We start from the raw sequence: 18,236 nt of genomic DNA, 5'->3' as shown, positions 1-18,236 counted from the left end.
TTGAAAGTACCCGGCAGTCCATGGCATGCACCAAGGTGTCGCACGCCATCTTTCTGCCCCCACGAAAGGCGCTTCCATGTCATTCCTACGGCTTACCGACGTGACCAAGTTCTACGGCAGCACACGCGCGGTGTCGGCGATGAACCTCACGGTCGAAAAGGGCGAATTCGTCTCGCTGCTCGGCCCGTCGGGCTGCGGCAAGACCACCACGCTGCAGATGATTGCGGGCTTCGAGGCGGTCTCCAGCGGCCGCATCGAACTCGCGGGCAAGGACATCACGAACGCCAAGGCCAACACGCGCGGCCTGGGCATCGTGTTCCAGAGCTACGCGCTCTTCCCGCACATGACGGTGGCCGACAACGTGAGCTTTGGCCTGGAGATGCGCAAGATGCCCAAGGCCGAGCGCGCCGAACGCGTGAAGCAGGCGCTCGCGCTCGTGCACCTGGAGCCGCACGCCACGCGCTACCCGCGCGAGCTCTCGGGCGGCCAGCGGCAGCGCGTGGCGCTCGCCCGCGCCTTGGTGATCGAGCCGCCGGTGCTGCTGCTCGACGAGCCGCTCTCCAACCTGGACGCCAAGCTGCGCGAGGAGATGCAGTTCGAGCTGCGCCAGATCCAGCGCAAGGTCGGCACCACCACGGTGATGGTCACGCACGACCAGAGCGAGGCCATGTCGATCAGCGACCGCGTGGTGGTGATGGAAGGCGGCTGCGCCACGCAGATCGACCATCCGCACCGCGTTTACGAGCATCCGAGCACGCGCTTCATCTCCACTTTCGTGGGCAAGGCCAACCTGCTGAACGGGCGCGTCACCGCATGCAGCACCGGCAGCTGCAGCGTCGAGGTCGGCCCGCTCGCGGTGCAGGTCGACGAAGACGGCTTCAAGGCCGGCGCCGCGGTGCTGATGAGCGTGCGGCCCGAAAAGCTCCAGCTCGTTGCGGCAGGCCGCGGCCGGCTCGACGGCACGGTGCAGGAACGCTTCTTCCTCGGCAGCCAGTGGCTCTACCGCATCGCCACGCCCGCCGGCGACCTGATGGTGCTGAGCCCCAACGACGGCCGCGAAGCGCTCGATGAGGGCAACGCGGTCGGCATCGACTGGCCCGCGCACTGCACGCGCCTGCTGCCGGTCGAGGAGGCGGTGGCGGCATGAGCGGCATCCGGAACAAGGCCGCGCCGTGGTGGCTCTCGGGCCCCGCGCTGCTGCTGTTCACGGCGCTGCTGCTGGTGCCGCTCCTGCTCACGGCCGTGCTGTCTTTCAACGTGTACGACCCGGCCACCGGACCGAAGGCCGGCGAATTCACGCTCGCGCACTACGCGCAGGTGTTCACCGACTCGTACTACCACGGCATCTTCTGGCGCACCTTCTGGATCTCGGCGCTGGTCACCTTGATCTGCGTGGTCATCGGCGCGCCCGAGGCCTATGTGCTCAGCCGCATGCGCAACCCGTGGCGCTCGATCCTCCTGCTGGTGGTACTCGCGCCGCTCCTGGTGTCGGTGGTGGTGCGCGCCTTCGGCTGGAGCATGCTGCTCGGCCCCGAGGGTGCCGTGAATTCGCTGCTCGGCCTCGTGGGCATCGGACCGGTGAAGATGCTCTACACCGAGATCGCAGTGATCGTCGCGCTGGTCCACGTGATGCTGCCGTTCATGGTGATTCCGGTGTGGACCTCGCTGCAGAAGCTGGATGCGGGCGTCGAGAACGCGGCGCTCTCGCTCAAGGCCTCGCCCTTCACCACGCTGCGCCGCATCGTGCTGCCGCAGGTCATGCCGGGCATCCTTTCGGGCAGCCTGATCGTGTTCGGCCTGGCTGCGAGCTCGTTCGCGATTCCGGGGCTGCTCGGCGGGCGCCGCCTGAAGATGGTCGCGACGGTCGTGTACGACGAGTACTTGAGCGAGCTGAACTGGCCTCTGGGTGCCGCCATTGCGCTCACGCTGCTCGCCGCGAACCTCATCGTGATGCTGAGCTACAACCGCCTCGTAGAAGGCCGCTACAAGAAAGCGCTCGGGTGACCTTATGAGCAAGAACGGCCCCCTCGCCCTCGCGTTCAACGCGCTCGTCATCACCTTCATGCTGGCGCCGCTCCTGGTGGTGTGCATCGTCGCGTTCACGCCCGAGAACACGCTGACCATTCCGACCACCAGCTTCTCGCTGCGCTGGTTCGCCGCGGTGTTCGCGCACCCGGACTTCATGCAGTCGTTCTGGAACAGCCTGTGGCTCGCGCTGGCCTCGGCCACCATCGCCACGCTGCTGGCGGTGCCGGCGGGCATGGCGATCACGCGCTACGAGTTTCCGGGGCGCGACTTCCTCAACGGCCTCTTTCTCTCGCCGCTGATCATTCCGCACCTGGTGCTGGGCGTGGCGCTCTTGCGGCTGTTCGCGCTGGTGGGCGGCACGGGCAGCTTCGGCTGGCTGGTGATGGCGCACGCGCTCATCGTCACGCCGTACACGCTGCGCCTCGTGGTGGCCGCGCTCGTGGGCTTCGACCGCAGCGCCGAGCAGGCCGCGCTTTCGCTGGGCGCGAGCCAGGCCACGGTGTTCCGGCGCATCACGCTGCCGATGATCCTGCCGGGCGTCACGGGCGGCTGGATGCTCGCCTTCATCAACAGCTTCGACGAAGTGACGATGTCGATCTTCGTGACCTCGCCGAGCACGGTGACGCTGCCGGTGCGCATGTACATGTATGCGACCGAGTCGATCGATCCGCTGATGGCGGCGGTCTCGGCGCTGATGGTGGCGGTGACCGCCGTCGCGATGGTGATCCTCGACCGGCTCTACGGGCTGGATCGCGTGCTGGTGGGGCGCAAGTAGATGGCATTGAACGCATCGACCGCACCGCACGCGCTGCTGCATCGCGTGGCCGAGACCGGCCGCGCCGCCGTGGCCTTCACGCTCGATGGCGCGCCCGCCTCGGCACTCGCCGGCGACACGGTGCTCACGGCCGTGCTCACGCAAGGCAGCCAGTTGCGCCGCAACGAATTCAGCGACACGCCTCGCGCCGGCTTCTGCATGATGGGCGCCTGCCAGGACTGCTGGATCGCGACCGCCGAAGGCGAGCGCCTGCGCGCCTGCTCCACCTTCATCGCTCCGGGCATGGCGCTGGTCACCGGAAGGAGCGGCGCATGACCGATGCCCAGCTTCGCCCCGTGATCGTCGGTGCCGGGCCGGCCGGCGTGCGCGCGGCCGAAGCGCTGGTCGCGCATGGCCTGCGCCCCCTCGTGATCGACGAGGCCGCGCGCGCCGGCGGCCAGATCTACCGCCGCCCGCCCGCCAATTTCATCCAGCGCACGGCGGCCACGCTCTACGGCTTCGAGGCCTCGCGCGCGAATGCGGTGCACCTGGCCTTCGACGCGCTGCGCGACCGCATCGACTACCGACCCGAAAGCCTCGTGTGGAACGCGCAGGCCGGCGTGCTCGACGTGCTGCACAACCCGACGCGCACCACGACGCGCGTGCCGCATGGCGCGCTCATCGTCGCGACGGGCGCGACAGACCGCGTGCTGCCCGTGCCGGGCTGGACGTTGCCCGGCGTCTACACGCTCGGAGGCGCGCAGGTGGCGCTGAAATTCCAGGGCTGCGCCATCGGGCAGCGCGTGGTGTTCATGGGCACGGGGCCGCTGCTGTACCTCGTGGCGTATCAATACGCGAAAGCCGGTGCGAAGGTCGCGGCAGTGCTCGACACCGCCCGGCTTGCCGACCAGATTTCCGCAACGCCCGCGATGCTGCGCCAGCCCACTGTGTTCGCCAAGGGCGTGTACTTCGTCGCGTGGCTGCGCGCGCACGGCGTGCCGCTGCACGGCGGCGTTCGACCGCTGCGCGTGGTCGGCGATGCAGATGCGCGCCGCGTCACCGGCGTCGAATGGCACGACGGCCGCGAGGAGCGCACGCTCGATTGCGACGCCGTCGGCTTCGGCTACGCGCTGCGCTCGGAGACGCAACTGGCCGACCTGCTCGGCTGCCGCTTCGAATTCGCGCCGATGCACCGCGCCCACCTGCCGGTGCGCGATGCGGCGGGGCGCACCAGCGTCCCCGGCGTGTACCTCGCGGGCGACGGCGCCGGGATCATGGGCGCCGATGCGGCCGAGTGGGCCGGCGAACGCGCCGCGCTCGCGCTGCTCGCTGACCGCGGCGTCGCCGTCGATGCGGCACGCGCCGATGCGCTCGAACGCAAGCTCGAAGGACTGACGGGTTTCCGCCGCGGACTCGAGCGCGCCTTTCCGCTGCCGCAGGACTGGGCCGCGAACGCGCCCGACGACCTCGTCGTCTGCCGCTGCGAGAACGTCACGGCCGGCACGCTGCGCGAGACCGTCCGCGTCGAAGGCGCCGACGAAATGAACCGACTCAAGGCTTTGTCGCGCGTCGGCATGGGCCGCTGCCAGGGTCGCATGTGCGGCGTGGCGACCGCCGAGATCCTCGCGCACGCGACGAGCCAGCCGCTGCAGCAGGTGGGCCGGCTGCGCGGGCAGGCGCCGATCAAGCCGATTCCGATCCACCTCGCCGCGCACGCGGCCAGCGAAGGGAACGTCGCATGAGTTCGCTGCGCACCCTGCGCACCGACGTGGCCATCGTCGGCGGCGGCATCGTCGGCTCGTCGGCCGCGCTCGCCTTGCGGCAGATGGGCATCGGCGTGGCGCTGCTGGAGCGCGACCTCTGCGGCTCGCGCTCCAGCGGCGTGAACTTCGGCGGCGTGCGGCGCCAGGGGCGGCCGCTGAGCCAGTTGCCGCTCGCGCAGCGCGCGCACCAGATCTGGGGGCGACTGCCCTCGCTGCTCGGCACCGACGGCGAATACCTGCGCTCGGGCCATTTCAAGATCGCGCGCAGCGAATCCGACATGGCCTCGCTCGAGCGCTACCGCGCGCAGAGCCTGGACTTCGATCTCGGGCTCGAGCTGATCTCTTCTGCGCGCCTGCGCGAGCGCTGCCCCTGGCTCGGCCCGCGCGCGGTCGGCGGCTCGCTGTGCGTGGAAGACGGGCAGGCCAACCCGCGCCTCGTGTCCCCCGCGTTCGCGCTTGCGGCCCAGCGCGCGGGCGCGCAGGTCTTCGAGCGCCACCCGGTCGACGAGGTGGCGCACGACGGCGCGATGTTCATGCTGCGCTCGGGCAATTCGCTCGAAGTGCATGCGCCGGTGCTGCTCAACTGCGCGGGCGCATGGGCCGGGCCCTTCGCCGCCCGGTTCGGCGAAGCGGTGCCGCTGCAAGCGAGCCACCCCGTCATGGCGGTGACCGAGCCGCTGCCGCATTTCATGGACTGGAGCCTGGGCGTCGAAGGCGGCGGCATCTATGGTCGGCAGGTGGCGCGCGGCAACCTCGTGCTCGGCGGCGGCCGGGGCTACGCGCTCGATGCCGACCGCGCCCGCGTCGACCGCGACGCCATCGCCACGCTCGCGCTGCAGGCCGTCGAGCTGCTGCCCGCGCTGCGCCATGCGCATTTCATCCGCACCTGGAGCGGCACCGAAGGCAACATGCCCGACCGCCAGCCGGTGCTCGGGCCCAGCCGCACCACGCCAGGCCTCTTCCATGGCTTCGGCTTCTCGGGCGCGGGCTTCCAGATCGGCCCGGCCGCCGGCGAAGTGCTGGCCGAGCTGGTGCGCGACGGCCGCAGCAGCACGCCGATCGATGCGTTCGCGGTCGACCGCCCCTTCCCCGACGAAGAGGGGGAAGCAGCGGATGAAGAACAGGCCGTCCCCCCTTCCACTTCAGTCCCCACCCTCCCCTGAAAGGCAACCCCCATGTCCCGTACCCAGAAGACCTTTTCCCTTCGCCGGACCCTGCTCGGGGCGGCGGCCGTTTCGTTGCTCGCGGCCACCGGCGCGGCGGGCGCGCAGACCAAGACGCTCTACATCGGCATGAACGGCGGCACCATGGAGAAGGCGTACACGCAGTACGTGTTCCCGGCCTTCGAGAAGCTCTACGGCGCGAAGGTGGTGGTGGTGCCGGGCACCTCGTCGGACATCCTCGCCAAGGCGCAGGCCAACAAGGACCGCCCGCAGATGCACGTGATGTTCCTGGACGACGGGATCATGGTGCGCGCCATCGGCATGGGCCTGTGCCAGAAGCAGAAGCCCAACCCCTCGCTCGCCGAGATCTACCCCGCCGCGCGCTTCAAGGACGACATGGCCAGCGGCGTGAGCCTGGGCATGACGGGCCTGGCCTACAACGCCAAGATGTTCAAGGAAAAGGGCTGGGCCGCGCCCACCTCGTGGATGGACCTGGCCGACCCGAAGTTCAAGGGCAAGGTGGTGTTCCAGTCGATGTCGTCGTCTTCGTTCGGCTTGCACGGCTTCCTGATGTTCAACCGCATCCAGGGCGGCAACGACAAGAACGTGGAGCCCGGCTTCAAGGCCTGGCCCACCACCGTCGGCCCCAACGTGCTGGAGTACATCCCCAGCTCGGCCAAGCTCTCGGAGATGGTGCAGACCGGCGAGGCGGCGATCTTCCCGCTCACGCCCACGGCCGTGGCGGCGCTAAAGACCAAGGGCATCCCGGTCGAGTACGCGCCGCCCAAGGAAGGCGCGGTGGTGCTGATGGTGGGCCAGTGCGTGATCGCCAACAACAGCGAGCCCGAGCTCTCGCAGAAGCTCGCCGAGTTCCTGCTGAGCCCGCTCGCGCAGGCCAACGTGCTCCAGTACGGCGCGCAGATCCCGACCAACCCGAAGGCGCCGGCCGTGGGCGAAGGCGCGACGCAGGTGGCGGACATCAACAAGTGGATGAAGACCGCGATCACCATCGATTGGGAGAGCATCAACGCGAACCGGCCGGCGTGGAATTCGCGCTGGAATAAAACCATCGAGAAATGATCAAGGCGCGGTCTTGCGTACCAGCACCGGCAGGCACAGCAGATAGAGCACCGCGCCGACCAGCCACACGATGCCCGGGAAGCGCACCCGGAACGCGAAGTAGAGCGAGCTGATCAGCAGAGGGCCGGCCACCGAGGCCAGGCTGGAGATGCTCGCGAGCACGCCTTGCAGCCGGCCCTGGTCGGCCTCGCCCACGCGCCGCGAGAGCATCGCCTGCAGCGCGGGCTGGCCGACGCCACCCATGCACAGGAACGGCAGCAGCGCGAGCGCCATCCAGCCCTGCGAGGCGAAGGCGATCAGCGCGTAGGCCGTGCAGTCGGAAAGGGTGCCGACCGCGATCGCCGCGCGCTCGCCCCAACGCTCGACCAGTGGGCCCGCCAGGACGCCTTGCACCAGCGCATGGATCAGGCCGAAGCCCGCGAGCGAAAGGCCGACCGTGGTGCCGTTCCAGGCGTACCGGTCCTCGCCGTGGATCACCCAGGTCGTGCCGGCGACCTCGCCCACCAGCACGAGCACCAGGAACACGCCGAGGATCGGCAGCAGCGCGGGAACGCCCGCGGCCCAGCGCAGCGGCGCGAGCGGATGCAGCACGGCGCGGTCGAACGGCTTCGACGCGAGCGCGGGCGGACGCGACTCGCGCAACACCAGCAGGCCCACGAGGAAGGTCAGGCCGTTGAGCAGCGCGGCCGCAATGAAGGGCAGCCGCACGCCGTGGTCGCCGAGCACGCCGCCGATGGCCGGCCCGGCGATGAAGCCCAGGCCGAAGCACGCGCCCATGCGGCCGAACCAGCGCGCGCGCTGGTGCTCGGGCGTGAGGTCGGCAATGGCCGCCGAGGCCACCGCCATGCTCGCGCCCGTCATGCCGGCGATCGCACGGCCCACGAACAGCATCCACAGCGACGGCGCGAAGGCCATGAAGAGCGCATCGATCGCCGCGCCCAGCACCGAGATCAGGAGCACCGGACGGCGGCCGAAGCGGTCGCTCAACGCGCCGAGGACGGGCGCGCAGAGGAACTGCATCAGCGCGTACAGGGAAAGGAAGGCGCCGAAGTGCCAGCCGAGATCGCCGGTGTGGCCGACTTCGCGCAAGAGGCTCGGCACGATGGGCATGACCAGGCTGATGCCGATGGCGTCGAGCGTGACGATCGCAAGGATCACGGCGTGCGCCTGTCGGCCGCCTGGGAGAAAGGAAGAAGACATCTTAGAATTTATCGGTGATAAGGAATTATCAGCGATAAATTCCTGGCCGTGAAGCACCCGTACCATCGGTCCCGGAACAAGGCCTGGACGCAGGCAGGCACACAGGCACGGACACGAACACGAACACGGCATGAAACTGGATAGCGAAACGATCCTCGAGGCGGCCCTTGCGCTGCTCGACGAGGTCGGCATGGACAAGCTCAGCACGCGTCTGCTGGCCGAGCGCCTTGGCGTGCAGCAGCCCGCGCTGTACTGGCATTTCAAGAACAAGCGCGCGCTGCTCGACGCGATGAGCGGCCAGATCCTGCGCCGCGCCCACGAGCGCCGGCTGCCGCGGGACGGCGAATCGTGGGAGACCTTCCTGCGCGAGAACGCGCACAGCTTCCGCCGCGCACTGCTGGCGCGGCGCGACGGCGCGCGGCTGCATGCGGGCACCGAGCCCGATCCGGGCGACCTCGCGATGGTGGAAGCCCAGCTCGCGGCCGTGGTCGAACGGGGCATGCCGGCGACGGACGCCATGGCGCTGATGATCGCGCTGGGCCGCTACACCGTGGGCTGCGTGCTCGAGGAACAGGCGGCGCCCGACGACGCGGCCGTGCGCCAGCAGACGCTCGATGCCGCCGCGGCATCGCGGCCTTTGCTGGCGGAGGCCTTTGCGAGCTACCGCAAGGCAGGGCCCGATGCGATGTTCGACATCGGCGTGGATCTCATGATCGAAGGCGCGAAGGCGCGCCTCGCGAAAAAGGAAAGCGGCGAGCCCAAGGCCTTGCGGCGAAAGCCCGCACCGCGCCGCTGAGGCCCACTCCGCCGCTCAGCGGTTGGCTTCGACGATCCAGCCCGCGGCCTTCTCGGCCATCATCAAAGTCGGGCTGTTGGTGTTGCCGCTCGTGATGGTGGGCATCGCGCCCGCATCCACCACGCGCAGGCCCTGGATGCCACGCACGCGCAGCTTCGCATCGAGCACCGCCATCGGGTCGCCGTCGGCGCCCATCTTGGTGGTGCCCACCGGATGGAAGATGGTGGTGGCGATGTCGCCGGCCAGGCGCGCGAGGTCTTCGTCGCTCTGGTACTGCACGCCGGGCTTCCACTCCTCGGGCTTGTACTTGGCGAGAGCGGGCTGCGAGGCGATGCGGCGCGTCACGCGCAGCGAGTCGGCCGCCACCTTGCGGTCTTCGTCGGTGCTGAGGTAGTTGGGCGCGATGGCGGGCGCATCTTCGAAGCGTTTGCTCTTGATGCGCACCGAGCCCCGGCTCGTCGGGTTGAGATTGCACACGCTCGCGGTGAAGGCCGGAAAGCTGTGCAGCGGATCGCCGAAGGCATCGAGCGAGAGCGGCTGCACGTGGTATTCGAGGTTCGGCCACTCATAGGCGTCGGAGCTGCGCGTGAAGGCGCCCAGCTGCGAAGGCGCCATGCTCATCGGGCCGCTGCGCTTCCACAGGTATTCGAGGCCGATCTTCGCCTTGCCGACCATCGACGATGCGAGCACGTTGAGCGTGGGCGCGCCGTCGATCTTGTAGACCGCGCGGATCTGCAGGTGGTCCTGCAGGTTGGCGCCGACGCCGGGCGCATCCAGCACCACGTCGATGCCGTGCTGGCGCAATAGATCGGCCGGGCCGACGCCCGAGAGCTGCAGGATCTGCGGCGAGCCGATGGCGCCTGCGCAGAGGATCACTTCGCGCTCGGCATGCGCGGTGCTCATCTCGCTGCCGTTCCACACCTCGGCGCCGGTGCAGCGCTGAGTGCCGTCTTCGTTTTTCTCGAAGAGAAGACGCGAGACCTGCGCGCCCGTCCACAGCTCGAAGTTCGGCCGGCCGTAGCAGGTGGGCCTGAGAAACGCCTTGGCGGTGTTCCAGCGCCAGCCGTTCTTCTGGTTGACCTGGAAGTAGCCCACGCCTTCGTTGCTGCCGCGGTTGAAGTCGGTGGTGTGCGGCACGCCGGCCTGCACTGCGGCTTCGGCGAACGCATCGAGGATGTCCCAGCGCAGGCGCTGCTTCTCCACGCGCCACTCGCCGCCCGCGCCGTGCAGCTCGTCGGCGCCGAGATAAAAATCTTCGTGCTTCTTGAAGGCGGGCAGCACGTTCTGCCAGCGCCAGTCGTCGTCGCCGGTGAGCTGGGCCCACTGGTCGTAGTCGCGCGACTGGCCGCGCATGTAGATCATCCCGTTGATGCTGGAGCATCCGCCCAGCGTCTTGCCGCGCGGATAGCGCAGCGCGCGGCCGTTGAGGCCCGCATCGGGCTCGGTGTTGTAGAGCCAGTCGGTGCGCGGGTTGCCGATGCAGTAGAGGTAGCCGACCGGGATGTGGATCCAGTGGTAGTCGTCCTTGCGGCCAGCCTCGATCAGCAGCACGCGCTTGGTCTTGTCGGCGCTGAGGCGATTGGCGATGAGCGAACCGGCCGTGCCGGCGCCGATGATGATGTAGTCGAAGGTGTTGTCGTTGTCTCGCATGGGTTCTTCTTTTCGGGATGACTGCGTCCTGCGCGCGATATTTCCGGGATTCATGGACGTGATGCGTACTCCGGGCCGCAATTTACCCGGCTCTCCGTCGCAAAGGCCAATGATTTCGGCGCCAGTGGCTTATAAATCGTTCTTATATGACCGCCGCCATCGACCTGCAGATTCTGCGCGCCTTCGTTCTTGCCGCGAGGGAGGGCAACGTCTCCCGAGCCGCCGAGCGGCTGCACCTCACGCAGCCCGCGGTGAGCCTGCAGCTCAAGCGCCTTGCCGAGGAAACCGGGCTCGTGCTCTTCACGCGCACGCCGCACGGCCTGGCGCTCACTGCCGACGGCGCGGCGATGCTGCCGCAGGCCGAGCGGGTGCTGGCTGCCGTCGGCGACCTGCAGCAGGCTGCGCGCAAGCTCCAGGGCACGGTGCGCGGGGCGCTGCGCATCGGCACCATCCTCGACCCCGAGTTCACGCGCCTCGGCGTGTTCCTGCGCGAGTTGGTCGAAGCCGCCCCACAGATCGAGACCGAGCTGCGCCACGGCATGAGCGGGAGCGTGCTGGCGCAGGTGCTGCGCGGGGACCTGGACGTGGGGTTCCACCTCGACCCAGGCGAAGACGCCTCGGCCGCGACAGCGCCTGCGCTCTCGGTCCGCACCCTCACCCGCTTCACCTACCGCGTGGTCGCACCCGCCGGCTGGGGGCCGCAGGTGCAGGGCCGCGACTGGAAGGCGCTGGCCGCGCTGCCCTGGCTCGCGACGCCGCCGGAGTCGGCGCACCACCGGCTGCTGGAGCGGGTGTTCGGGCCCCTGGGCCTTTCGCCGCGGCGCGTGGCGCTGGTGGACCAGGAGGCGTCGATGCTCGACCTCCTGAAGTCGGGCATCGGCCTGAGCCTGGTGCGCGACTCGATCGCGATCCGCGAATGCCAGGCCCACGGCCTCGCGATGGCCGACCGGGTGCAGCTGGATTGCGCGCTGCGCTTCGTCTCGCTGGCATCGCGGCGCGACGAACCGGTGGTCGCCAGCGCCTGGGAGGCGCTGGGCAAGGCCTGGAGCTGAAGAAAAGCTGAAGAAAACGGGGTGCCGCCCTACGCCAATGAGGGGTCTGGAGCACGCAGTTGCCGGATGCACCCGGTTACGATGCGCGCATCCCCCAACCCGGTTTTTTGTTTACTTTTCTGCTCACCCGTCCCATGCCTTCCGCCACCCCGACTGCCGACGCCCAAGCCGCCGACAGCGCGTTGCCGCGTGTCGCAGAGCAGGAGCAGGAGGGCAAGGCCTGGACGGTGGCCACCGGCCGCTGGACCGCGCTGGGCATGTCGTCGTTTTCCGCCTGGCAGGCGCTGTCGAAAAGCCTGGAGGCCGCGCCGCCCGCGGACGACCGCGCCTGGGACCTGCGCCCGATCGAGCAGCTCGACCACATCGGCGCGCAGTTGCTCTGGGAGCACTGGCGCCACGAATGGCCCGCCACGCTGGAGATGGAAGCGCAGCACAAGGCGGTGCTCGACCAGGTGGCGCAGTACACCGTCGCCACGCCTGACGAGCCGCCCAAGACGCTGGCCGACCGCATCCGCGCCTTCTCGCACAACGGACCGCGCGCGATGTACGTCATGCGCGATTTCGTCGGCCTCATCGGCCAGCTCGCCATCGACGTGGGCACGCTCATCCGCGCACCGCACCGCGCGCCGTGGCGCGATTTCTCGGGGCATCTCTACCAGTTCGGCGCGACGGCGCTGCACATCACGGCGCTGGTCGGCCTCCTGATCGGCGTGGTGCTGGCCTACCTGATCTCCCAGCAGCTGCGCCAGTACGGCGCCGAGGCCTTCGTGGTCAACATCCTGGGGCTCTCGCTGGTGCGCGAGCTCGGGCCGGTGCTGGCCGCGGTGTTGATCGCCGGGCGCTCGGGCTCGGCCATCACGGCGCAGATCGGCGTGATGCGTGTGACCGAAGAACTCGACGCAATGCGCGTGATGGGCATCCCGCACGGCTTTCGCCTCGTGATGCCGCGCGTGCTGGCGCTGGCGATCGCGATGCCGCTCATCAGCCTCTGGACTTCGATGGCGGCGCTGCTGGGCGGCATGCTCGCGGCCGATGCGGCACTCGACATTTCGCCGGCCTACTTCCTGTCTGCATTGCCGCGCGCGGTGCCGATCGCGAACCTCTGGCTCGCGATGGCCAAGTCGGCGGTGTTCGGCATCCTGATCGCGCTGATCGGCTGCTACTTCGGCATGAAGGTCAAGCCCAACACCGAGAGCCTCGGGCGCGGCACGACCTCGTCGGTGGTGACGTCGATCACCGCGGTGATCCTGGTCGATGCGCTCTTCGCGGTGCTGTTCAAAGGCATAGGGTTCCGCGGATGAAAAAGCTCACCCCCAGTCTTCGCGCACTTCGTGTCGCTTCGCCAACCACCTTCCAGGGGGCAACACCAGCGGCCCGGCAAAGCCGGTTCCGCGGTGTTACCGGCCTTGGGTGCGCGAACTCGACGCATTGCGCAGCGAATCACGGCCGGGGGGAGCGTTGAAATGAGCATGTCCGTGCGCTCCAGCACCGACGCGACCGTCGTCGACATCCGCAAGCTCTGGACGGTGTTCAAGAACGCCGACGGCGAGCAGGTGGTGCATCGCAACCTGGACATGCACATCGACCGCGGCGAGGTGCTCTCGCTGGTGGGCGGCTCGGGCACCGGCAAGACGGTGCTGCTGCGCCAGATCCTCGGGCTGGAAAAGCCGACGCAGGGCGTGGTCGAGGTGCTGGGCCAGCAGCCGGGCGAGCTCAGCGCCTCGGGCGCGGCCAACGTGGGCATGCTGTTCCAGCACGGCGCGCTGTTCTCGGCCTTCAGCGTGCTGGAGAACATCGCCTTTCCGCTGCGCGAATTGAAGCTGCTGCCCGACGAGCTGATCCGCCATGCGGCGCTCGTGAAGCTGCAGATGGTGGGGCTGGAGCCGCAGCATGCGAACAAGAGCCCCTCGGACCTCTCGGGCGGCATGATCAAGCGCGTGGCGCTGGCGCGCGCGCTCATCATGGACCCGCCGCTGCTGCTGCTCGACGAGCCGACCGCGGGCCTGGACCCCGAGGCCTCGGACAGCTTCTGCGACCTGCTGCGCGGCCTGCACCGCGAGCTGGGTCTCACGGTCGTGATGGTCACGCACGACCTGGACACGCTGTTCGACCTGAGCACCCGCATCGCGGTGCTGGCCGACCAAAGGGTGATCGTGACCGGCACGGCGCGCGAGGTCATCGCCTACCCGCATCCGTTCATCCACGAATACTTTCTCGGAGGGCGCGGCCAGCGCGCCCTGGAGGCGCTGCATGACAAGCCAGCCACAGAACAACCTGCGCCGCGGCCCGAAGCCGCACCGCGCTGAAAGGTAGGTAGCCACCATGGAAAACAAGGCCCATGCCCTCGCCGCCGGCGCCTTCGTGCTCGGCCTCCTGGCCGTGCTCGTCGGGCTGGTGATCTGGTTCACGCGCGACAACACCGTGCGCAACGTCTACGAGCTGTCCACGCGCGATGCGGTCAGCGGCCTGCAGCCGCAGGCCATGGTGCGCTACCGCGGGATCGCGGTCGGCAAGGTGGCGTCGATCGACTTCGACCCCAAGGTCAAGGGCAACGTGCGCGTGCGCATCACGGTCGACGAGCGCGTGCCGCTCACCACCTCCAGCTTCGCCACGCTGAGCTACCAGGGCGTGACGGGCCTGGCCTTCATCGCGCTGGACGACAAGGGCGAATCGCAGGTCGCGCTCAAGCCCAACGACGACGACCCGCCGCGCATTCCGCTCAAGCCCTCGATGCTCGCGCAGCTGCAGGACCGCGGCGAAGCCATCATCAACCAGGTCGAGGAAGTGACCAAGCGCGCCAACCAGCTGCTGAGCGACCCCAACCAGAAGCGCGCGGCCGATGCGCTGGAGAACATTGCCGCGGCCTCGGCCAGCGCGAACACGCTGCTCAAGACGCTCGACAGCACGGTGAAGACGGGCCTGAACCCGGCGCTGGAGAAGCTGCCCGACACGCTGGGCACCGTGAAGAAGGCGGCCAGCGACGTCTCGCGCGTGGCCAACAACTTCAACACCACCGTGGGCCGGCTGAATGTGCCCGACGGGCCGGTCGAGCGGCTGAGCGACGGCACCAAGGCGCTCGCGCAGGCGGTCGATTCGTTCAATTCGGCGACGCTGCCGCGCGTGAACCGCGTGGCCGACGACACCTCGCACGCCGTGCGACGGCTGGGCCGCGCGGCGGACGGCATCAACGACAACCCCCAATCGCTGCTGTTCGGCAACGGCGGCGCCGCGGCGGGCCCGGGCGAGCCGGGTTTCTCCGCGCCGGCCGCGCGCCCCTGATCCAAGGTGACGAGCATGAAGACAACCACCCATTCCCTTGCAACGGCGCTCGCGGGCGTCGGCCTTGCGGCGCTGATCGCCGGCTGCGGCGCGCTGCCCGACAAGCCCGCGCGCGCGACGCTCTACGACTTCGGCCCCGGGCTGGCCGCGTCAGCGCCGGCCGCCGCTGCGCCCGCTGCCCCACTTCCGACCCTGGCGCTGGCCGAGATCGAGAGCAACACGCGCCTGGATGGCACGCAGATCCTCTACCGCCTCGGCTACGCGGACGTCAACGAGCTGCGCCCCTACGGCCAGTCGCGCTGGAGCCAGCCGCCCGCGCAACTGCTGCGCCAGCGGCTGCGCGACAGCCTCGCCGAGCGCCGCATGGTGCTCGGCCCCGAAGAGAGCGCGACCATTTCCCGCAGCAAGGGCGAGGTGCCCGACACGCTGCGCATCTCGCTGGACGAATTCAGCCACTACTTCGACACGCCCACGAGCAGCGTGGGCCTCGTGCGGCTGCGCGCCACGCTGATCCGCGGCACCACCGCCGGCGACCGCGTGCTGGGCCAGAAGACCATCACCGTTCGCCGCCCCGCGCCGAGCGCCGACGCGCCCGGCGGCGTGAAGGCCCTGGCCGCCGCCAGCGATGCGGCCGTGGCCGAGGTCACGCAGTGGATGGACGCACTGCAGCGCCAGCCGCGGCAGTAAGCTGTCGCCCGACCGCCGCAACATCCAACACCGAGGAGACCCGTCCCATGAACGCGACACGCATCGTCGGCATCCTGTTGATCGTGGCGGGCATCGCCGCCCTGGGCCTGGGCAGCTTCAGCTTCACCAAGGAAACCCACCAGGCCAAGCTCGGGCCGCTGGAGTTCTCGGTGAAGGAGAAGCAGACCGTCAACTTCCCCGCCTGGGCCGGCGTGGCCGCCATCGTGGTGGGCGGCGCGCTGGTGCTGCTGGGCGGCAAGAGGGGCTGAACGCCCGCCTGTCCCGCGGCGCGGCAGGCCCCATGCAATCCGTCACGCCATGCGTGGCGCAATGGTTGCCGGATTTTTTCTCGCGCCCCTTCGCTGCGAGGCCCCTTCCATAATCCGCCGCGACTCCCGATCCACGGGAGCAGGTTCACGGGAGGAACACATGTCCGCATTCCATGCCGCGCGAGCGCGCACGATCGAAACCATCGCTACGGCCATGCCGTCGGTTGCACGAGGAAGGACGACCGCATGAGCGCCCTTCAACTCATCCAGAACCACGACAAGTGGCGCAAGGGCGTCGGCGGCGCGCCGGCGGGGCTCGCGGGCGAAAGCGACGGCAATGCCTATGCCGGCCTCGACCTGAACCTGATCACCTTCGCGTCCAGCACGTTCAGCGGCAGCAGCTTCACGTCGACCACGTTCCTGGATGCCGCCTGGACCTCGTGCCGGTTCAGCAACTGCGCGTTCAGGCTGTGCGACATGCAGGGCATCCGGATCACCGGATGCACCTTCGTCGACTGCACGTTCGATGCATCGCAACTCAAGGCCAGCCAGCTCGGCGGCTGCACCTTCACCCGATGCAACTGGACCGCGCTGAATTTCGACGCGAGCCATTGGTCGCAGGTGAACTTGCTCGATTGCAGTGGCCGGCAAGTGAGCGCCATCGACCTGCAAGGCGACCGGGTCGATTTCACTGGCAGCCAGTTCGAAGACATGCAGCTCACCAACGCGCGCATCAACTGAAGGCGCACGGCGGGTGCACGAAGGCGCGAAGCTAGGCGCCCATTCCCGCCAGCAATTGCGGCAACAGGTCTTCCGAAGCCCCGCGCAGCACCACCGATGCCGCGTCGTCCAGATGCGGCAGCGGCTCCAGGTTCAGCGTGATGAGGCGGCTGCCGTGCGCCATCGCGAGCTCGGGCAACTCGGCGGCCGGGTAGACGACGGTCGTGCTGCCGACCACCATGAAGAGATCGGACTCCTGCGCCGCCACCTGCGCTTCGAGCAGCACGCCATGGTTGAGCATTTCGCCGAACATCACCACGTCGGGCCGCGCGTGCGAGCCGCAGCGCAGGCACCGGTGAAAGGGCCACGGGCCGCTGCGGTTGCCGCAGTGGTCGCAGCGCCAGCGGCGCAACGACCCGTGCAGCTCGAGCACGTCGAGCCCGCCCGCCCGGGAGAGGAGCCCGTCGACGTTCTGCGTGACCAGCCGCGTTGCCGGGCGCAGCCGCTGCAGTTGCGCGAGCGCCCGGTGGCCCGGGTTGGGCAAGGCCGAGTCGACCACCGACATGCGCTGGCCCCAGAACTTCGTGAACCCCGCGGGGTCGCGCTTCAGGTCTTCGGCATGGGAAAACTGCAGGGCGTTCTGGCTTTTCCAGAGGCCGTCCGCATCGCGGTAGGTCGGGATGCCCGAGGCGCGGGACAGGCCGGCGCCCGAGAAGACGACGATGCGCCGGGCGTCGCGCAGCAGCGCGATGGCGGATTCGAGCGGAGGAGAAGAAGGTGTGCCGTTTGCAGCGGGTTGCGTCATCGCTCTGGTTTTCGGAGGTCGGAAGGCCCTGCGGCGGGAGCGCCGAGCCGTTGCGACACGGTGCCCGCGCAGGCCTTGAGTGCGCGCGCGAGCTCGCCGTCCCACGCGGTATCGAAGATGCCGGCCGGGCCGATGGCAGTCACCGCGAGCACGATGGCGCCGGTGTGGTCGAACACCGGCGCGGCCATGGCGCTCACGCCCTCGATCACTTCGCCGTCGGAGCGGCTGATGCCGTGTTCGCGCACTTCCTTCAGCTGGCTTTCGAAGTCGCTCCACGACGGCAGCGGCTGCACGCGCGGCATGCCGGCGGGCGGCGAGGGTTCGGCGGCGCCCTTGCGCGGCTTCTGTCGCTGGCGCTCTTCCTCGAGCAGTTGCCGCACCGCGCCGGCATCGAGGTAGGCCGCGAAGATGCGGCCCGAAGCGGTGTTGGTGAGCGAGAACACCGTGCCGTGCCGCATGTTCACGTGCACCGGGGACGGCGACTCGGCCGTGCGCACGATGGTCGCGCCCCGTGCGCCCCACACCGCCAGCGCCACCGTATGCCCGATCTGCTGCGCGAGCGGGCTGAGCATCGGCGTGGCGATGTGCACCGGGTCGGCCTGCTGCAGGCTGATGAGCCCCAGTTGCAAGGCCAGCGGACCGAGCAGATAGTGGCCGCTGGCGCGGTCCTGCTCGATCAGCCCGAGCCGACCGAAGCTCACCATGTAGGGGTGGGCCTTGGCGGGCGTCATGTCGGCTTCGCGCGCCAGGTCCTTCAGCGCCATCGGCCGGCCGTGGTGCACCAGCGCGCGCAGCAACTGGCCGCCGACCTCGATGCTCTGGATCCCGCGCTGGGCGGCGCGGTCGGTGTCCGGGGGGTCGCTGGTCTCGCTGGAGTCCTTGGTCACAGGGCTGCCGTTCGTTCATGAAGAAGGGATTAGACATTAACCGATCCGCCGCTTACACTGCGAAAATTCGTTATCCGCGAATTCGTTTGCCCTAAACGAATTT

General features: G+C 69.1%; 19 protein-coding genes. 15 read left to right on the top strand and 4 right to left on the bottom strand.

The genetic code is table 11. The features are described 5' to 3' along the window. The first annotated feature begins 76 nt into the window (after nt 1–76). Genes RT97_RS19420 through RT97_RS19390 form a run of 7 tightly spaced genes read left to right on the top strand, consistent with a single transcriptional unit; the run spans nt 77 to nt 6,788 of the window. A complete protein-coding gene (locus RT97_RS19420) occupies nt 77–1,147 on the top strand; it encodes an ABC transporter ATP-binding protein (RefSeq protein ID WP_042580449.1) in 1,071 nt (356 codons plus the stop codon). Then, the gene (locus RT97_RS19415; RefSeq protein WP_042580448.1) at nt 1,144–2,004 is read left to right on the top strand and encodes an ABC transporter permease; all 861 of its coding nucleotides are present in this window, start codon (nt 1,144–1,146) and stop codon (nt 2,002–2,004) included. The genes RT97_RS19420 and RT97_RS19415 overlap by 4 nt, the downstream gene beginning before the upstream one ends. Nucleotides 2,005–2,008: 4 nt before the next feature. Further along, the gene (locus tag RT97_RS19410) at nt 2,009–2,803 is read left to right on the top strand and encodes an ABC transporter permease (protein ID WP_042580447.1); all 795 of its coding nucleotides are present in this window, start codon (nt 2,009–2,011) and stop codon (nt 2,801–2,803) included. After that, entirely contained in the window at nt 2,804–3,118 is a 315-nt protein-coding gene (locus RT97_RS19405; RefSeq protein ID WP_042580446.1) for a (2Fe-2S)-binding protein, read from the top strand. It begins immediately after the preceding gene. Beyond that, complete coding sequence (locus RT97_RS19400; RefSeq protein ID WP_042580445.1) at nt 3,115–4,524, top strand: NAD(P)/FAD-dependent oxidoreductase; 1,410 nt, start codon at nt 3,115–3,117, stop codon at nt 4,522–4,524. The genes RT97_RS19405 and RT97_RS19400 overlap by 4 nt, the downstream gene beginning before the upstream one ends. Beyond that, entirely contained in the window at nt 4,521–5,708 is a 1,188-nt protein-coding gene (locus RT97_RS19395) for an NAD(P)/FAD-dependent oxidoreductase (protein ID WP_042580444.1), read from the top strand. Before RT97_RS19400 ends, RT97_RS19395 begins: the two co-directional genes overlap by 4 nt. A 12-nt stretch (nt 5,709–5,720) precedes the next feature. After that, the gene (locus RT97_RS19390) at nt 5,721–6,788 is read left to right on the top strand and encodes an ABC transporter substrate-binding protein (protein WP_042580443.1); all 1,068 of its coding nucleotides are present in this window, start codon (nt 5,721–5,723) and stop codon (nt 6,786–6,788) included. Here the strand turns inward: RT97_RS19390 and tet are convergent, their stop codons facing one another. Next, nucleotides 6,789–7,988: a Tet(A)/Tet(B)/Tet(C) family tetracycline efflux MFS transporter gene (gene tet, locus RT97_RS19385; RefSeq protein ID WP_042580442.1), complete on the bottom strand. Its 1,200-nt coding sequence runs from the start codon at nt 7,986–7,988 to the stop codon at nt 6,789–6,791. Between the two features lie 130 nt (nt 7,989–8,118). On the opposite strand from tet, the gene tetR reads away from it, so the two are divergent. Beyond that, nucleotides 8,119–8,784: a tetracycline resistance transcriptional repressor TetR gene (gene tetR / locus RT97_RS19380; RefSeq protein WP_042580441.1), complete on the top strand. Its 666-nt coding sequence runs from the start codon at nt 8,119–8,121 to the stop codon at nt 8,782–8,784. A 15-nt stretch (nt 8,785–8,799) separates the two neighbouring features. Here tetR and RT97_RS19375 read toward each other — a convergent pair whose 3' ends face one another. Continuing rightward, nucleotides 8,800–10,434: a GMC family oxidoreductase gene (locus tag RT97_RS19375; protein ID WP_042580440.1), complete on the bottom strand. Its 1,635-nt coding sequence runs from the start codon at nt 10,432–10,434 to the stop codon at nt 8,800–8,802. A 146-nt stretch (nt 10,435–10,580) separates the two neighbouring features. Here RT97_RS19375 and RT97_RS19370 point away from each other — a divergent pair, with 146 nt between their 5' ends. From RT97_RS19370 to RT97_RS19340, 7 genes are all read left to right on the top strand, one after another. Further along, nucleotides 10,581–11,486: a LysR family transcriptional regulator gene (locus RT97_RS19370; protein WP_042580439.1), complete on the top strand. Its 906-nt coding sequence runs from the start codon at nt 10,581–10,583 to the stop codon at nt 11,484–11,486. 134 nt (nt 11,487–11,620) lie between these two features. After that, nucleotides 11,621–12,787 (top strand): MlaE family ABC transporter permease, encoded by a 1,167-nt coding sequence (locus RT97_RS19365; protein WP_042580438.1) that lies wholly within the window; start codon nt 11,621–11,623, stop codon nt 12,785–12,787. Between the two features lie 162 nt (nt 12,788–12,949). After that, nucleotides 12,950–13,792 carry an ABC transporter ATP-binding protein gene (locus RT97_RS19360; RefSeq protein WP_042580437.1) on the top strand — a complete coding sequence of 281 codons (843 nt, stop codon included), beginning with the start codon at nt 12,950–12,952 and terminating at the stop codon, nt 13,790–13,792. Between the two features lie 16 nt (nt 13,793–13,808). Continuing rightward, the gene (locus RT97_RS19355; protein ID WP_042580436.1) at nt 13,809–14,765 is read left to right on the top strand and encodes an MlaD family protein; all 957 of its coding nucleotides are present in this window, start codon (nt 13,809–13,811) and stop codon (nt 14,763–14,765) included. Nucleotides 14,766–14,780: 15 nt separating this feature from the next. Next, complete coding sequence (locus tag RT97_RS19350; protein WP_042580435.1) at nt 14,781–15,452, top strand: ABC-type transport auxiliary lipoprotein family protein; 672 nt, start codon at nt 14,781–14,783, stop codon at nt 15,450–15,452. A 47-nt stretch (nt 15,453–15,499) separates the two neighbouring features. Then, nucleotides 15,500–15,721 (top strand): hypothetical protein, encoded by a 222-nt coding sequence (locus RT97_RS19345; RefSeq protein WP_042580434.1) that lies wholly within the window; start codon nt 15,500–15,502, stop codon nt 15,719–15,721. 246 nt (nt 15,722–15,967) lie between these two features. After that, nucleotides 15,968–16,462: a pentapeptide repeat-containing protein gene (locus RT97_RS19340; protein WP_042580433.1), complete on the top strand. Its 495-nt coding sequence runs from the start codon at nt 15,968–15,970 to the stop codon at nt 16,460–16,462. Between the two features lie 31 nt (nt 16,463–16,493). On the opposite strand, the gene RT97_RS19335 is transcribed toward RT97_RS19340, so the two are convergent. Then, nucleotides 16,494–17,246, bottom strand: a complete 753-nt coding sequence (locus tag RT97_RS19335; protein WP_042580432.1) for an SIR2 family NAD-dependent protein deacylase — start codon at nt 17,244–17,246, stop codon at nt 16,494–16,496. Next, nucleotides 17,243–18,133 (bottom strand): IclR family transcriptional regulator, encoded by an 891-nt coding sequence (locus RT97_RS19330; protein WP_042580431.1) that lies wholly within the window; start codon nt 18,131–18,133, stop codon nt 17,243–17,245. Before RT97_RS19330 ends, RT97_RS19335 begins: the two co-directional genes overlap by 4 nt. Nucleotides 18,134–18,236: the final 103 nt, after the last annotated feature.

Origin of the sequence: Variovorax paradoxus (genome assembly GCF_000834655.1) — a bacterium.
Classification (GTDB): domain Bacteria; phylum Pseudomonadota; class Gammaproteobacteria; order Burkholderiales; family Burkholderiaceae_C; genus Variovorax; species Variovorax paradoxus_F.
Note: the sequence above shows the minus strand (reverse complement) of the source record. Positions and strands in the feature narration are given on the sequence as shown.

Coding starts and splice junctions, on each gene's coding strand:
- RT97_RS19420 (WP_042580449.1), top strand. CDS start 77: ATGTCATTCCTACGGCTTACCGACGTGACCAAGTTCTACGGCAGCACA.
- RT97_RS19415 (WP_042580448.1), top strand. CDS start 1,144: ATGAGCGGCATCCGGAACAAGGCCGCGCCGTGGTGGCTCTCGGGCCCC.
- RT97_RS19410 (WP_042580447.1), top strand. CDS start 2,009: ATGAGCAAGAACGGCCCCCTCGCCCTCGCGTTCAACGCGCTCGTCATC.
- RT97_RS19405 (WP_042580446.1), top strand. CDS start 2,804: ATGGCATTGAACGCATCGACCGCACCGCACGCGCTGCTGCATCGCGTG.
- RT97_RS19400 (WP_042580445.1), top strand. CDS start 3,115: ATGACCGATGCCCAGCTTCGCCCCGTGATCGTCGGTGCCGGGCCGGCC.
- RT97_RS19395 (WP_042580444.1), top strand. CDS start 4,521: ATGAGTTCGCTGCGCACCCTGCGCACCGACGTGGCCATCGTCGGCGGC.
- RT97_RS19390 (WP_042580443.1), top strand. CDS start 5,721: ATGTCCCGTACCCAGAAGACCTTTTCCCTTCGCCGGACCCTGCTCGGG.
- tet (WP_042580442.1), bottom strand. CDS start 7,988: ATGTCTTCTTCCTTTCTCCCAGGCGGCCGACAGGCGCACGCCGTGATC.
- tetR (WP_042580441.1), top strand. CDS start 8,119: ATGAAACTGGATAGCGAAACGATCCTCGAGGCGGCCCTTGCGCTGCTC.
- RT97_RS19375 (WP_042580440.1), bottom strand. CDS start 10,434: ATGCGAGACAACGACAACACCTTCGACTACATCATCATCGGCGCCGGC.
- RT97_RS19370 (WP_042580439.1), top strand. CDS start 10,581: ATGACCGCCGCCATCGACCTGCAGATTCTGCGCGCCTTCGTTCTTGCC.
- RT97_RS19365 (WP_042580438.1), top strand. CDS start 11,621: ATGCCTTCCGCCACCCCGACTGCCGACGCCCAAGCCGCCGACAGCGCG.
- RT97_RS19360 (WP_042580437.1), top strand. CDS start 12,950: ATGAGCATGTCCGTGCGCTCCAGCACCGACGCGACCGTCGTCGACATC.
- RT97_RS19355 (WP_042580436.1), top strand. CDS start 13,809: ATGGAAAACAAGGCCCATGCCCTCGCCGCCGGCGCCTTCGTGCTCGGC.
- RT97_RS19350 (WP_042580435.1), top strand. CDS start 14,781: ATGAAGACAACCACCCATTCCCTTGCAACGGCGCTCGCGGGCGTCGGC.
- RT97_RS19345 (WP_042580434.1), top strand. CDS start 15,500: ATGAACGCGACACGCATCGTCGGCATCCTGTTGATCGTGGCGGGCATC.
- RT97_RS19340 (WP_042580433.1), top strand. CDS start 15,968: ATGAGCGCCCTTCAACTCATCCAGAACCACGACAAGTGGCGCAAGGGC.
- RT97_RS19335 (WP_042580432.1), bottom strand. CDS start 17,246: ATGACGCAACCCGCTGCAAACGGCACACCTTCTTCTCCTCCGCTCGAA.